At 49.8% G+C, this 13258-nt stretch carries 12 protein-coding genes; 6 read left to right on the forward strand and 6 right to left on the reverse strand.

The window, feature by feature from the left end:
* Positions 1–4: 4 nt before the first annotated feature.
* Entirely contained in the window at positions 5–1621 is a 1617-nt protein-coding gene (locus L3D05_RS04255) for a DUF6382 and FHA domain-containing protein (protein ID WP_239614775.1), read from the forward strand.
* 39 nt (positions 1622–1660) lie between these two features.
* On the opposite strand, the gene L3D05_RS04260 is transcribed toward L3D05_RS04255, so the two are convergent.
* From L3D05_RS04260 to L3D05_RS04270, 3 genes are all read right to left on the reverse strand, one after another.
* Positions 1661–2566, reverse strand: coding sequence for a TIGR01777 family oxidoreductase (locus L3D05_RS04260; protein ID WP_239614776.1), 906 nt, complete (start codon positions 2564–2566; stop codon positions 1661–1663).
* 20 nt (positions 2567–2586) lie between these two features.
* Complete coding sequence (locus tag L3D05_RS04265) at positions 2587–3006, reverse strand: LytA/YqiH family protein (protein WP_239614777.1); 420 nt, start codon at positions 3004–3006, stop codon at positions 2587–2589.
* 82 nt (positions 3007–3088) lie between these two features.
* On the reverse strand, positions 3089–3523 hold the full coding sequence (locus L3D05_RS04270) for a DUF2621 family protein (protein ID WP_239614778.1): 435 nt from the start codon (positions 3521–3523) through the stop codon (positions 3089–3091).
* A gap of 137 nt (positions 3524–3660) precedes the next feature.
* Here L3D05_RS04270 and L3D05_RS04275 point away from each other — a divergent pair, with 137 nt between their 5' ends.
* From L3D05_RS04275 to ppnP, 5 genes are all read left to right on the forward strand, one after another.
* Positions 3661–4791: a deoxyribonuclease IV gene (locus L3D05_RS04275; protein ID WP_239614779.1), complete on the forward strand. Its 1131-nt coding sequence runs from the start codon at positions 3661–3663 to the stop codon at positions 4789–4791.
* 47 nt (positions 4792–4838) lie between these two features.
* Entirely contained in the window at positions 4839–5738 is a 900-nt protein-coding gene (gene purU, locus L3D05_RS04280) for a formyltetrahydrofolate deformylase (protein ID WP_239614780.1), read from the forward strand.
* A gap of 8 nt (positions 5739–5746) precedes the next feature.
* Positions 5747–5977 carry a hypothetical protein gene (locus L3D05_RS04285; protein ID WP_239614781.1) on the forward strand — a complete coding sequence of 77 codons (231 nt, stop codon included), beginning with the start codon at positions 5747–5749 and terminating at the stop codon, positions 5975–5977.
* 206 nt (positions 5978–6183) lie between these two features.
* A complete protein-coding gene (gene tkt, locus L3D05_RS04290) occupies positions 6184–8196 on the forward strand; it encodes a transketolase (RefSeq protein WP_239614782.1) in 2013 nt (670 codons plus the stop codon).
* A gap of 27 nt (positions 8197–8223) precedes the next feature.
* Entirely contained in the window at positions 8224–8538 is a 315-nt protein-coding gene (gene ppnP / locus L3D05_RS04295) for a pyrimidine/purine nucleoside phosphorylase (RefSeq protein ID WP_182299607.1), read from the forward strand.
* 82 nt (positions 8539–8620) lie between these two features.
* Here the strand turns inward: ppnP and L3D05_RS04305 are convergent, their stop codons facing one another.
* Genes L3D05_RS04305 through L3D05_RS04315 form a run of 3 tightly spaced genes read right to left on the reverse strand, consistent with a single transcriptional unit; the run spans position 8621 to position 13161 of the window.
* The gene (locus tag L3D05_RS04305) at positions 8621–9877 is read right to left on the reverse strand and encodes an NAD(P)-binding domain-containing protein (protein ID WP_369417946.1); all 1257 of its coding nucleotides are present in this window, start codon (positions 9875–9877) and stop codon (positions 8621–8623) included.
* 43 nt (positions 9878–9920) lie between these two features.
* Positions 9921–11429, reverse strand: coding sequence for a response regulator transcription factor (locus tag L3D05_RS04310; RefSeq protein ID WP_239614783.1), 1509 nt, complete (start codon positions 11427–11429; stop codon positions 9921–9923).
* Complete coding sequence (locus tag L3D05_RS04315; RefSeq protein ID WP_239614784.1) at positions 11404–13161, reverse strand: cache domain-containing sensor histidine kinase; 1758 nt, start codon at positions 13159–13161, stop codon at positions 11404–11406. The genes L3D05_RS04310 and L3D05_RS04315 overlap by 26 nt, the downstream gene beginning before the upstream one ends.
* Positions 13162–13258: the final 97 nt, after the last annotated feature.

A 13258-nucleotide genomic window follows, 5' to 3' on the forward strand; every position in this document is an offset into this window, starting at 1 on the left:
AAATATGGAGCCTTTGTCGGTTAGGTTTGAGCAGAAGAGAGGTCATATGATGATCTTGGAACGAAATCCTCCGCTTATCCGGGATGAATTAAATGAAACTCAGCTTAGCATGCTGAAGCAATGCGATATTCCGGGGCTCTTATCTCTGGAGACGGAAGAGTGCGACGGGCAAATTTCTTTGCGATATGCGTTGTCTGGCAAACGTATGCTGACGGAAGCCTTGCGCACATCGACTTGGTCGATGGCTGAAATGCTAGTAGCTTTGTGCCGGCTTGCGGAAGTGCTGGAAGAGTGCAGATTATATTTACTGGATGCGGACCGGGTTAGGTTGCTAGATGAGTTTATTTTTATCGGAGAAGAATGGCATGATTTGAAGCTAACGTACCTTCCAATTGATATGCCGACGCTTTATAGAGCGGATGACTTGGAAAGGCTTATTATCCGCTGGATGATGAAAGTCAAGGAACCGGATGGACATGCTTTGCAATCGATCTTACGACTCGTCGCTTCCTCGGGATTCACGCCTATCGTACTTATCCGATACATAAGACAATACTTAGCAAGATCGCAAGGCGCGGATGAATTGAAGCCTGGAATTTCCTCGGTATCTGCGGCAGCTCGCCCGGAGGTGCCGTTAAATTCGATAAAACCGAGCCATACGAAATCGCCACATTCATGGGACTTATTACATCCGATTTCCGGCGACCTTCATCCCGTATCCGAAATATGGGGAGATGGGCCTGAGTCTAAGCTTGGAGGTTTTTTTTCCGCGATGGGGAACAGGATGGAGCCTGCCCAGGAAGATAGAGTCATGGATATCGGGCGATGGCGTATCGTGGTCGTGTGTGTGTCATTGTTCTTGGTGGCCGTTGCATGGCGATTTATCTACTTAAACCAACCTAGCCACCAGAAGTTGTTAGCCTGTCTTTGTTTAACTTTGATTTTGACCGCGGGAATCTTTTACTTATGGAATGGAATGCCTAATCGATTCAAGAAAACGCAAAAAGGGGCAGTGCAGCCGAGCAGCCGAGAAATCGACGATTCGTTTAAGTCCGCTAAGGCGGATAACGATTGGGATAATCAACCTCATCATCGGGCTATTCCGAGATTCCCGAATATAAATTCAAATGTAAACAAGGATGAATACGGAAATGCGAACTCGTCGCTACAATCCTTTGAACGATTCAATAGCCCATCGGATCGTTCAGTGAAGGAAAGCGCTAATCAAGAGAACCCTTACTTAGCGGAAACTTCATGGATTTCTACGCCGAACGATCAAACGGCTTATCTCAACCACAAACAAATTTCCCCACAGGAAAAGTATTGTTTGATATGGAAAACCAAAGAAGCCGGCTACCGGATCCCTCTGCAAGGTAAGTCTATGGTCATCGGAAGGTCATCTGAAGCTGCCCAGCACGTAGACGAGACGATGGGAATTTCAAGAGCGCATGTCGAGTTCGTGAGAGAGGCTGAGCAGTGGAAAGTGAAGGACTTAGGTTCGCGTAACGGAAGTCGGCTCAATGATAAACCGATGGCTCCCTATGAATTATATCCCTTGCAAATCGGGGATTGCTTAACGCTCGCGAACTCGCAATACTGCTTTCAGCATGCAGAAGGATAATGAAGGGTTGGAAGGGAGTTTGGAACAAAAAAAGAAGCCCTAGCGGGTAATATCCCGCAGGGCTCCTTCCAACTTCGAAAACGCGAACTCAAATCCGTGATCCAATAGTTTACGCGGCATCGCTTTCTGTCCGGTTAGCACGAGCGTACTCATCTCTCCAAGTAAGGATTTGAGTAAAAAGCCAGGCACCGGAAACCAATGAGGTCGCTTTGTGACGCGTCCCAGCATACGGCCGAACTCGTCGTTGGATACCGGATCCGGCGCAACGGCATTCACTGGTCCGGATAGGGTCGGATCATCCAAGCAAAATAAGATGAGCGCGACCATATCCTGCAGATGAATCCATGGCAGTCCTTGTTTTCCGCTACCGATCCGGCCGCCTCCGAATAAGCGATAAGGCAGGCGGATGAGCGGAAAAGCTCCTCCGTCGCGAGCACAGACGAGACCGATTCGCAGCTTAACCAGCCGCTTAACGGGTATCCGATCCGCAGCCGCTTCCCATTCCACGACGGTCGTTCCGAGAAAGTCCGCAGGCTTAGCCAGTGAGCTTTCATCGAAGATCTGCTCGCCAGAGTGGCCGTAAAGCGAAATTCCGGATGCGTTTACGACAACGCTTGGCGGCGAGCTCATCCGGCTCAAGTTGAGCGCGATTCGATCCGCGGCTTCCGTGCGTGAAGATCGTATTCGTTCTTTGGCCTTCGAGGTCCATCTTTGATTAATAGACTCCCCGGTCAAGTTCACGATACCATCAATGTCGCTCAGATTATCGGGGTTTGCGCCCCATTCCGCCCAGGTCACGAATTGAGGATGGGGCAGGGTAACATCGTATAAAGGCTTCAAAGGCTTGTTCCTCGTAATGATCCACACTTCGTCCCCGCGGGACAATAGCGCATGCGTCAGAGCTTTTCCAATGAATCCGGTTCCCCCGCACAACAATAGGCGCATTGCGCCCCTCCTCACGTCGCTTACTGCTTATCGATCGAAACGATCGTCCGTTGTTCGATTTTCTCGCCGTTCGCTTCTAATGTTTCCGTTTTGTATTGGAATTTGACGGCGGTATCTTCTTCCCATAGATCTACCTTTTCGGCGATCTCCGGGCTGACTTGGAAAGCCATGGACCCCTTGTCCGTCGTGATTTCAATAGAATGGCTATCCTGCAAGCCTACGTATTTACCGGAATCGGTAATCGTTTCGGGCTCGGCGGAAGGGCTGGCGCTTTCCGTCTCAAGCGCTCCGCTTGAGCTTGGGCTTGAACTTGCCGAAGAGGAAGGGCTGGCAGATGGCGTAGAGTTTGAATTGTTGCTGCTGCACGCCGTACCCATCAGAACCAAGGTAAGTACGGCAACGCTCATGGCCATAGCCGTTTTGCTGTGTTTTTTCGTCATGTGACTTACACCTCCTACAGAGGTTAGACGTGACAAAATACTAAAGGTTTCGTTTTTTCCGATAGAGGCTCGCCAACCTGCCTTATTTCAGCAGGTGGTTGTAGGCCGAATAATCGATTTTATTTTTCTCCAGAAAGTCCTTCAGACTGCGGTGGTCTCGAGGGGGCGTCGCCCGAATATAGCCTTCGATGCAATGGTCTTTCGTCACCTCGGACGAGCCGCTTTCCACGGCTAATTGGCCAATCTTGGCAGCGATGGAATGGCTGGCGATGTCCCGGAAAGGACCGGGTACAGGAGAAACCAGCTTATGTAGCATGTCCTTGGATTCTTCCGTCCATAGCTCGCGGCTACGATCTACCCAATAATTTTGCCAATCCAGCTTTGACTTTCCGTCTCTCTGAGGCAGCACCTTCAGAAACTTGCGGAACATGAAAAAACCGCCAATACACATGAACAACACGAGCACGATGGTCCAGAATCCAATGAAGTACATAAACCAGTCGGGCGTCGATTTCATAACTATCACCTCGTCTTGAAATTATATCGCATTTCTAGATTTATTTCGACGTTCGCGATACAATAAAGGAAGTATTGTCAAAACAGGCCCCGACAACGTTTGCGGGGTACGGATCGTCCAGTGAGAGGAGCCATAAAATGTTGAAGATAGGATCGCACGTTTCATTTTCCGATAAGGGTTTGTTGACGGCAACGAAAGAAGCCGTTACTTACGGTTCCAACACTTTCATGATTTACACGGGAGCGCCTCAGAATACCCGCCGTAAACCGATCGAGGATTTATATATTCCGGAAGGTAAAGAGATGATGGCGGGCAACGGGATTAACGAAATCGTCGTTCATGCTCCATATATCGTTAATCTAGGATCTTATAAGGAAGATACGTACCGGTTAGCGGTCGAGTTCCTGCAGGAAGAAATTCGCCGTACGCACAAAATCGGCGTCAAAAATATCGTATTGCATCCAGGTGCCTACACGGACAAAGATGCGGAATACGGAATCGCCCGTATCGCCGAAGGATTAAACGAGGTGCTCGAAGCGACGAAAGAAACCGACGTGAATATCGCTTTGGAGACGATGGCGGGCAAAGGCACGGAGATCGGGCGCAGCTTCGAGGAGCTGGCGCAAATTATCGAGAAGGTTCAATTAAATAACCGTCTGACCGTATGTATGGACACGTGCCACATTCATGATGCGGGATATGACATCGTAGGCGACATCGACGGCGTTCTTCGTAAGTTCGACGACATCGTCGGCCTTAACCGGATCGCGGTCGTGCATGTTAATGATAGCAAAAACCCAGTAGGAGCGGGTAAAGACCGCCATGCTCCCATCGGTTCTGGTTGGATTGGGTACGAAGGAATCTCGGGAGTCGTCGGGCATGAGTTGCTGAAGGACAAGCCGTTCATTCTGGAGACGCCTTGGATCGGGAAACAGGAAAAGGACGAGCGTCCAATGTACGAGGCAGAGATCGCTATGCTTCGCGGAGATACGGAAGAGCGATTCGGCGGCGAGTTTCTTGAGGATGTGGAGCGCCTCCACCATTTCTACGATAAAGTGGGCATCGATTCCCGTCTGTACGTGCTCAATACGTGGGAGTTGCTGAAATCCGACGCTAAAGCAAGAAAGGCGGATCCTCGTGAACCGATGGAACGTCTGTACGATATGCTTATGGAGCATCGCGTTCTGCCTGGCGATTACAGCGAAGAAGCGGTTAATCACCGCTTGCTCGGATTTCTCGCAGGCCAGGATTGGTTGTCTAATCAATAAATTACACAGAGTATAGATGCGTTATGTAGAGAGGAAGAGTAGGGACGATGAGTCAGAGTTACAAGCAACAAGAATCCAAACGGCATGATGACAAAAGCATACGGGCTCGAATGTTGATTTCCTGTCCGGATAAGGCGGGAATCGTAGCGGCGGTGTCGCAATTTCTATATGAGCAAGGCGCGAACATCGTGCAATCCGACCAATATACGATGGATCCGGAAGGCGGCATGTTCTTCATGCGGATCGAATTCGATCTGCAAGAATTGGAGCAGCGCTTGTCTTCGCTTCAAGAGGATTTCACGCGTATCGCGGATCGCTTTACGATGAGATGGAGTATTTTCCGCGCAGCTAGGCGCAAGAGAATCGCGATCTTCGTATCCAAGGAAGATCACTGTTTAACGGAGCTGTTGTGGCAATGGCAAGCGGGAGACCTGGACGCAGAGATCAGCATGGTCATTAGCAACCACGACGATATGAGAGGTTTAGTCGAATCTTTCGGCATTCCTTACCACCATGTTCCGGTTACGGCCGAAACGAAAGCGCAAGCGGAGCAACAACAGCGGGAGTTAACGGCAGGGAAAGTCGATCTGATCGTACTTGCCCGGTATATGCAAATCGTTTCGCCGAAATTCATCGAGCAGTACCATAACCGCATCATTAACATTCACCATTCGTTCTTGCCGGCGTTCGTCGGCGGCAAGCCGTATCAGCAAGCCTACAATCGCGGAGTCAAGCTGATCGGAGCAACGGCGCATTACGTAACGGAAGAACTGGACGGCGGACCGATTATCGAGCAAGATATCCAGCGCGTTACTCATCGCGACGACGTATCTGAACTGAAGCGTATCGGGCGCCATATCGAGAGAATCGTTCTGGCCCGCGCGGTCAAATGGCATGTGGAAGACAGATTGCTCGTCTATCAAAATAAGACCGTTGCTTTCGTGTAAGGCGACGGATGGGCGATAAAAGGCAAACCTCTATTATTGCCGGCCGGGTTGCTTACGACGTGGAGAACGACGAATGGGTCATGTACTTGAACGATCGTTTCGTGCCGATGGGCGATCTGTACGCTGCCGTCAATCGGCAATTGGCGGAGGAAGGGTTACCTCCGCTGGAATCCGGGGATGAGCTTGAAGTTAATCTTCGCAGAGCTTCTCCAGGGCAGGGGCAGCCGGCAGAGCGGTGAAAACCTCCCGAAACTTGGTCGCTAGCCAATTACCTGATCCGTCCGGGAAGCGGGTTGACTTGTACGGACATGTTATGGCATTCGCAAAAAGAGCATGTTACAATAAACAGGTTAGAATAGCATGTTGAAATAGGGGTTATAACTGTACGATTCTGCGCTTTATTGCATTGAACGTACGTGAATAGAACTGAGGAGGGTACTTTTTAATGACTGTCAGCACTAAAGCAATCGACCAACTATCCGTAACGACGATTCGTACGCTTTCCATCGATGCTATCGAGAAAGCGAAATCCGGCCATCCCGGCATGCCGATGGGTGCAGCTCCAATGGGGTATCAACTGTTCGCGAAGACGATGAAACATAATCCATCCAAGCCGCAATGGATCGACCGCGACCGTTTCGTTCTGTCCGCGGGGCACGGTTCCATGCTGTTATACTCATTGCTTCATCTGAGCGGATACGATCTTCCAATCGAAGAACTGAAAAACTTCCGTCAATGGGGTTCTTTGACGCCAGGACATCCAGAGTTCGGACATACGGCTGGCGTAGACGCGACGACTGGACCGCTCGGTCAAGGGGTTGCAATGGCTGTCGGTATGGCGTTGGCCGAAGCTCAAACGTCTGCTACATATAACCGTGACGGTTATGAAGTCATTAATCACTTTACTTACTCCATCTGCGGAGACGGCGATTTGTCGGAAGGGATTTCTTCCGAAGCGGCTTCGATGGCGGGTCACATGAAGCTAGGCAAATTGGTCGTACTGTATGATTCCAACGATATTTCCCTCGATGGAGAATTGAATCTTTCGTTCTCCGAGAACGTAGGCAAGCGTTTCGAAGCTTACGGCTGGCAATACCTCCGCGTAGAGGACGGCAACGATCTTGACGCATTGGCGAAAGCGATCGAGGAAGCGAAAGCGGATCTCTCTAAACCTACTCTTATCGAAGTTAAAACGGTTATCGGTTACGGCTCTCCTAACAAAGGCGGAAAAGGCGGCCACGCAGGCCCGCACGGTTCCCCGCTCGGAGCAGACGAGGCGAAACTGACTAAAGGCTTCTATGAATGGCCGCATGAAGAATTCCACGTGCCGGAAGAAGTTCGCGCGCATTTCGCGGAAGTGAAAAAAGCAGGAGAACAAGCGAATGATGCTTGGGACACTTTGTTCGCGAAGTATAAAGCGGCACACCCAGAGCTTGCTGCGCAGTTCGAAGATGCGTTTGCAGGTAAATTGCCTAGCGGTTGGGATGCGGATCTTCCGGTTTACACTACCGAAGACAAGCCGTTGTCCACTCGCGTAGCATCCGGTAACGCACTTAATGGCTTGGCGAAAAACGTGCCTCAGCTCGTGGGCGGATCTGCGGATTTGGAAAGCTCCACGATGACGCACTTGAAAGGCCTTCCTATCTTCAAGGCCGGCAACTATGACGGCCGCAATATCTACTTCGGTATTCGCGAGTTCGGCATGGCTGCCGCAATGAACGGAATCATGCTGCATGGCGGTCTGAAAGTGTTCGGCGGTACGTTCTTCGTATTCACCGACTATCTTCGTCCTGCCGTACGTCTGGCTGCGCTTATGGGTCTGCCGGTCGTTTACGTTCTGACGCATGACAGTATCGCGGTAGGCGAAGACGGTCCTACGCATGAGCCGATCGAGCAATTGGCTTCCATCCGTATCATTCCTAACTTGACGGTTATCCGTCCTGCTGACGGCAATGAAACGTCCGCTGCGTGGGCATACGCATTGCAAAACAACGACAATCCGGTTGCGTTGGTGCTGACTCGCCAAAACTTGCCGATTCTCGAAGGTACTTCTTCCGCTCGCGACAACATTTCCAAAGGCGGTTATGTCGTTTCCGAAGCGGCTAACGGACAGCCTCAAGGTATTCTGATCGCGACCGGTTCCGAGGTTCAGCTTGCCGTCGCATCGCAGAAAGCTTTGGCTGAGCAAGGCGTATACGTCCGCGTTGTTAGCTTGCCAAGCTTCGATCTGTTCGAAAAACAAGATGCAAGCTACAAGGAAAGCGTCCTTCCTAAAGCGATCAAAGCCCGTCTTGCAATCGAGATGGCTCATCCGTTCGGTTGGGAGCGTTATGTCGGGGACAGCGGCGCGATTATCGGCATCTCCACGTTCGGTGCTTCCGCTCCGGGCGACCGCGTAATCCAAGAATACGGCTTCACGGTAGATAACGTCGTAGCCCAGTTCAAAAAATTAGTGTAACTCAATCAGGGGAGCTGGAGAGAAACGATGTCGCAATTTAATAATGTATCCGTAGTGAAAAAAGCCAACGTATACTTCGAAGGCAAAGTCACTAGCCGTGCAGTCATTTTCGAAGACGGAACGAAAATTACCCTGGGCATTATGCTCCCGGGAGAGTACGAGTTCGGTACAGCGCAGAAGGAAATCATGGACATCCAAGCAGGCGAGCTTTCGGTTCTGCTTCCGGGTAACGACCAATGGCTAGAAATCAAGGAGCCGACGAAGTTCGAAGTCCCTGCTAACTCCAGCTTCAAATTGCAAGTGAAGACGGTAACGGATTACATTTGCTCGTATATCGACTAATCGTTACACCGTTTCATTCATGGCATGACCAAAAAATAAGAGCCTCTTTTGCCCGATTAGGGACGAAAGGAGGCTCTTGTTTTTATTTAGTTTGATTATTGATGTATTCCTGCAACTGAATGCGCTGATACAGAGGCAGGGCGGATAACATGCAACCGTATTTGAACGAACCGTTATTGCGTTCGATTCGGACGATCCGGGCGGTCATCGGTGGGAGCTCGGACTCTTGCAGGAAGTGCAGCACGACGAACATATCCTGCTCCAACGGAAACTCCGATTCGATCTGTATGCCATCTTCGGACAGATCGCGCAGATGGCCATGGACGGACTGTCCCTTAAAGCCTCCGTCGCCTTCCCATTGGTAGATCGACATCATCAGCGGAATATCGAGCGGCAATCGGATTTTCTTTCTCCGCTCTGAGCTACTCTTCCCTACGGTCGTCGGGGCGGCAGGATGACCGATTTTCTGGCCGATCCAGTCCTCGTAAACATGGGCTAACGCGGCAAGGTCAGATTCTCCGTAGCCTGCCGCTTGTCCGAGCTGGAACAAGTTTTGGGCGGTCTCCAGCATCGGAGACGATACTTCAAGAGCATCGGTTAGAACGGCGGACAGGCGCAAATCTTTCAGCATAAGATTCAATGAGAACTGTACGCTGTAATCGCCCTCGATAATTTTCCTGCCCTTCAGATCAGCTTGCTTGCTGGCAGCACCTCCGGACTGAACGATGCGCAGGAAAGACGAAGCATCGATACCGCTTTTGGCGGCGATGGCCATTCCTTCAATCAAACCGGCGGCGTTGATCCCAACGATCGTGTTATGAGCGAGTTTGGCGGTAGCTCCGCTCCCATTCTCTCCTACATAGATGATTTCGCGGCCCATCGCGAGCAGAATATCCTGATGGTCCAGAATCGTCTGCTTGTCGCCTCCTGCCATGAACAGCAGCGTTCCGTCGATAGCTGCCGGCTTACTGCCGGTGACCGGAGCATCTATGAAATCGCAGAAGCGGTCCGCGACCTCCGAAGCAAGCCTCCTTGCGAGCGAAGGGGAAATCGTGCTGCTGTCTATAATAGTCGTTCCGGGCTTGATCTCCTTCAGAATACCGTTCTCTCCGAAGTAAACCTCTTCAATCGCTTGGTCGTTGCTGATCATCGTGATGACGACGTCAACTCTTTTGGCTACTTCCAATGGGGAGGGTGCTTCATCCGCGCCCAGTTCCAGCAGCTGTTCCGCCTTGCCCGGAGTACGATTATATACAAGTACGGAGTATCCTTTGCGCAATAAGTTGGCAACCATAGGCTCGCCCATCGTACCAAGTCCAATAAATCCGATTGATTTCATCTGATCATCTCCTTATTCGTCGATTATTACACCTATCCGTCTATTATCCGTTTTTTTCGCGAATTTCGGAAGGGTAACATTTGAAATGTTCCTGAAATAGTTTCGTGAAATGACGGGAACTGAAATAACCGACTGCTTGGGCTACGTCTTGTACTTTAAGCTCGGGCTTCGTTAACAGTAATTCTTTGGCTTTAAGCATGCGGATATTCGTTAAATATTTGACGAAAGTGACCCCATTTCTCTTGTGGAACAACGTACTCAAGTAATTCGGAGTTACGTTGAATTCGCTGGCCAGCGCGCCGATTGCGATTTCCTTCATGAAGGAATTGTCCACATAGGCGATAACCCGCTGGATAATATCCGTTTTGTCGGTGATCGGAGATCCATCGGGGGCCGATAGCAGATCATCTCCCTTATGGAGCAGGGAATCGTACCATTCCATTGGTGTCATGGCTGCATGAATATTCACGTTAATGGCGACCGTGAGGAAATGGCAAACGTTCTTAAAGACGGCATTCTCGAATAGGGCTCTGCTATCCTGTTTCTTCAAGGCAGAAATTTTCTGCTGGTAGCCGACATAGTCCTTCGTATTATAGCTATCGACCAACTGAACGAGATTGTCCCCGATGGCTATTGCGTTTGTTTTGACGGATTCGCTTCGCAACGTATCCAGAGTTAAAGCGGAGGAACGAGGCGGGAAAAACATGCGTAAAGAAGATAACGCCTGTAATTCCTCCAACTCATTAAACAACGCCGTGAAATCTTCGCAGAGATTCGTTCTTAGCGCATATAAGGACAGCCCTTCGGATTTGTTCGCAAGGGATAGGGACTGTCGTTCGATCGAAGCGTGAAGCTGCTCGTCTTTTGTGGCGCCCGCACGGGGCAGTGCGCAGAAAATGGACAAGCTGCCGTTTCGCAAGCTTAAGATTGCACTGCGTACGTCCTTGAATTCGGCCTGCTGAACGATCGCTCGTTGGACATCTTGAGCTAACTGCTGCAATTGATCTGAAGCGATGATATCCGAGCTTGGACGGTTCGAGATCAGCGTAATGCCCGCAAAGCTGTGATCATTGTAAGATAGATTGTTCTGATCGGAACTATGGGAACCTTCGGAGCTCGATTTGCGAAGTTGTTTCGTCATCCAGTGCTCGAATTCGCAGTTCAAGTAATAAGCGGTTTTATGCTGCTCTTGGATCGCCTTGCGTACGCATTTTTCCAATTCTTCAGGCTCCGCGGGCTTTAATAAATAATTGCTCGCGCCCAAGCGAACGGCCTCTTGGGCATAGTTGAATTCGGAGAATCCCGTGACGATAACCCAGCTAGCATCCGGGGCATAGGGCTTTCCTTGCCGAATGGCTTCCAAACCGTCCATTCTAGGCATCCTGATATCCACGAAGATTAAGTCCGGTGATGAGGTTTGAAGCAACTGCAACAATTCATCGCCGTTGCCGGCTTCTCCTACGACCTGAATCGGAATATTCATTTCTTCCAGCATGCTTCTAAGGCTGGAGCGGACAAGCCGCTCGTCATCCGCTAGAATCACGTTCATCATCTATCACTCCTAGGGGAATCTCTATGCTAATAGCAGTTCCTAGTCCCGGGCTGCTCTCGATTTGAAACACGGAATCAGGATCATTCATCTGCAGCCGGGCTTTGACGTTGATGAGCCCGATCTGAGCGGAAGAGAGAGGAGCTTGCGGATTAAAGCCCATCCCATTGTCCTCGACGGTTATTTTCGCGAATGCTTGGCCGTTTTTCTGTATCCTGACTGCGCTTATGTTTACGACATTATTTTTCTCATCTGGTTCTACGCCGTGAATAATCGCATTCTCGACCAAAGGTTGGATAAGCATTTTGGGAATCGCGACGGAAGACAAGCTTTCATCATAATGAATATGAACGGACAGCTTTTCTTGAAATCGGACCTGCTGCAGATGACCGTATTTCTCAAGAAATTGAAATTCCTTTTCAATCGTCGTTTGTTGATTGTCCTCCAAGCTGTATCGCATCATCGAGCTTAACGAGAGGATAGCGGTCTCCAGTTCTTTGGTCAATCCTTCCCGGTTTAATCCGATAAACCCGTTTAAGGTGTTGTATAGAAAATGCGGCTGAATTTGCGATTGCAGAGCACGGTACTCCGCATTCTGCTGAGCGAGCTTGGAGCGATACTCTTGGTTAATGAGCTCGTCCAGGCGAGAGATCATGTTATTAAGCGAGATCCCTAGTTGCCCGATTTCATCTTGACCTCTCGTCTGAAACCTTTCCGACATGTCGCCCTTCTTTACTTTGTTCATGATCAGATTCATTTTCTTGAACGGTTTGACGATCCAGCGAGAGAAATAGACGAATACGCCGAATGTAACGACTAGCGCGCCAGCGGATAACAGGAAGGCGATAATATAGATCCAGCGAACTTTGGATTTAAGCTCTTCGTTGGATAGAAAAACGACGATTTTCCAATCTGCGGGGCTAACGTTCCGAGAAATTCCATTGTAGGATGCGCTCTCATAAACATCCTTCGTTCTGAACTGCGATAGCTGGGATTGCAATTCCTCCGGCAATAGATGATTGGAATAGAGCACTTGTTGATTCTGATCGAGGATTACCACGGTTGACGAGACGTTAAACGTGATGTCCTTCGTTATCTTCTCTAGAATTTTCTTATCCGCATCGGCTAGAATGACAGCAAGAGGTTGTCTCGTATCCGGATCCTTGATCAAGCGGGCAACGGAGAATACTTGCCGTTCCTTGCTATTCATTAAGTAATTTTGACTGTGGGAGCTAGTGAATACGGCTTTTCCATTGGCTTGCAGAGCTGCTTGGAACCATTCTTCGTCCCGGAATGGAAAGTCATCCAGCAATCCGAATTGATTATCCTTGCTCGTCAAATAGGCGGGCCCGACGTTCGGAATAATTATCGTGCTTAGGATGTCCGGACGAGTGTTAATTAAATAGTTCGGGAGAGTTCCCTTTAAAGCGCGGTCTGTTTTTAACTTGGTATAGGCATTGGCGGTCTGATAACGGTGGTTCGCTTTGATCTTCAGCGCTGTCATGACGTCGTCGCTCAGATAAGGAGACGTCGACAATCGGTCAAGATCGTCCAGATAGGTTTCGATGTTTCTTGAAAGCGCATTCAAGGTGCCGCTCGTCAGCTTCTTCGTTTCGCTGGAGAGTAGCCCTTGGATATAATAAGGCAATGCGAATGCCGATATGATGAAGGGCGTTACGATGAATAGCAAGTAGAGTAGCGTTAACTTGAAGCGGAGCGTATGAAGCAGCTTCATGTGCATCGTCCTTTCTATTATTAAACATAGCCTCCTGAATCGAGCGGGTCAACATTCAGCGAAGGAATTGTAGAAAAGAGCGCTTTCATCGTAGATT

Origin of the sequence: Cohnella mopanensis, assembly GCF_022352055.1 — a bacterium.
Lineage (GTDB): Bacteria > Bacillota > Bacilli > Paenibacillales > Paenibacillaceae > Cohnella > Cohnella mopanensis.

Coding starts and splice junctions, on each gene's coding strand:
- L3D05_RS04255 (WP_239614775.1), top strand. CDS start 5: ATGGAGCCTTTGTCGGTTAGGTTTGAGCAGAAGAGAGGTCATATGATG.
- L3D05_RS04260 (WP_239614776.1), bottom strand. CDS start 2,566: ATGCGCCTATTGTTGTGCGGGGGAACCGGATTCATTGGAAAAGCTCTG.
- L3D05_RS04265 (WP_239614777.1), bottom strand. CDS start 3,006: ATGACGAAAAAACACAGCAAAACGGCTATGGCCATGAGCGTTGCCGTA.
- L3D05_RS04270 (WP_239614778.1), bottom strand. CDS start 3,523: ATGAAATCGACGCCCGACTGGTTTATGTACTTCATTGGATTCTGGACC.
- L3D05_RS04275 (WP_239614779.1), top strand. CDS start 3,661: ATGTTGAAGATAGGATCGCACGTTTCATTTTCCGATAAGGGTTTGTTG.
- purU (WP_239614780.1), top strand. CDS start 4,839: ATGAGTCAGAGTTACAAGCAACAAGAATCCAAACGGCATGATGACAAA.
- L3D05_RS04285 (WP_239614781.1), top strand. CDS start 5,747: ATGGGCGATAAAAGGCAAACCTCTATTATTGCCGGCCGGGTTGCTTAC.
- tkt (WP_239614782.1), top strand. CDS start 6,184: ATGACTGTCAGCACTAAAGCAATCGACCAACTATCCGTAACGACGATT.
- ppnP (WP_182299607.1), top strand. CDS start 8,224: ATGTCGCAATTTAATAATGTATCCGTAGTGAAAAAAGCCAACGTATAC.
- L3D05_RS04305 (WP_369417946.1), bottom strand. CDS start 9,877: ATGAAATCAATCGGATTTATTGGACTTGGTACGATGGGCGAGCCTATG.
- L3D05_RS04310 (WP_239614783.1), bottom strand. CDS start 11,429: ATGATGAACGTGATTCTAGCGGATGACGAGCGGCTTGTCCGCTCCAGC.
- L3D05_RS04315 (WP_239614784.1), bottom strand. CDS start 13,161: ATGAAGCTGCTTCATACGCTCCGCTTCAAGTTAACGCTACTCTACTTG.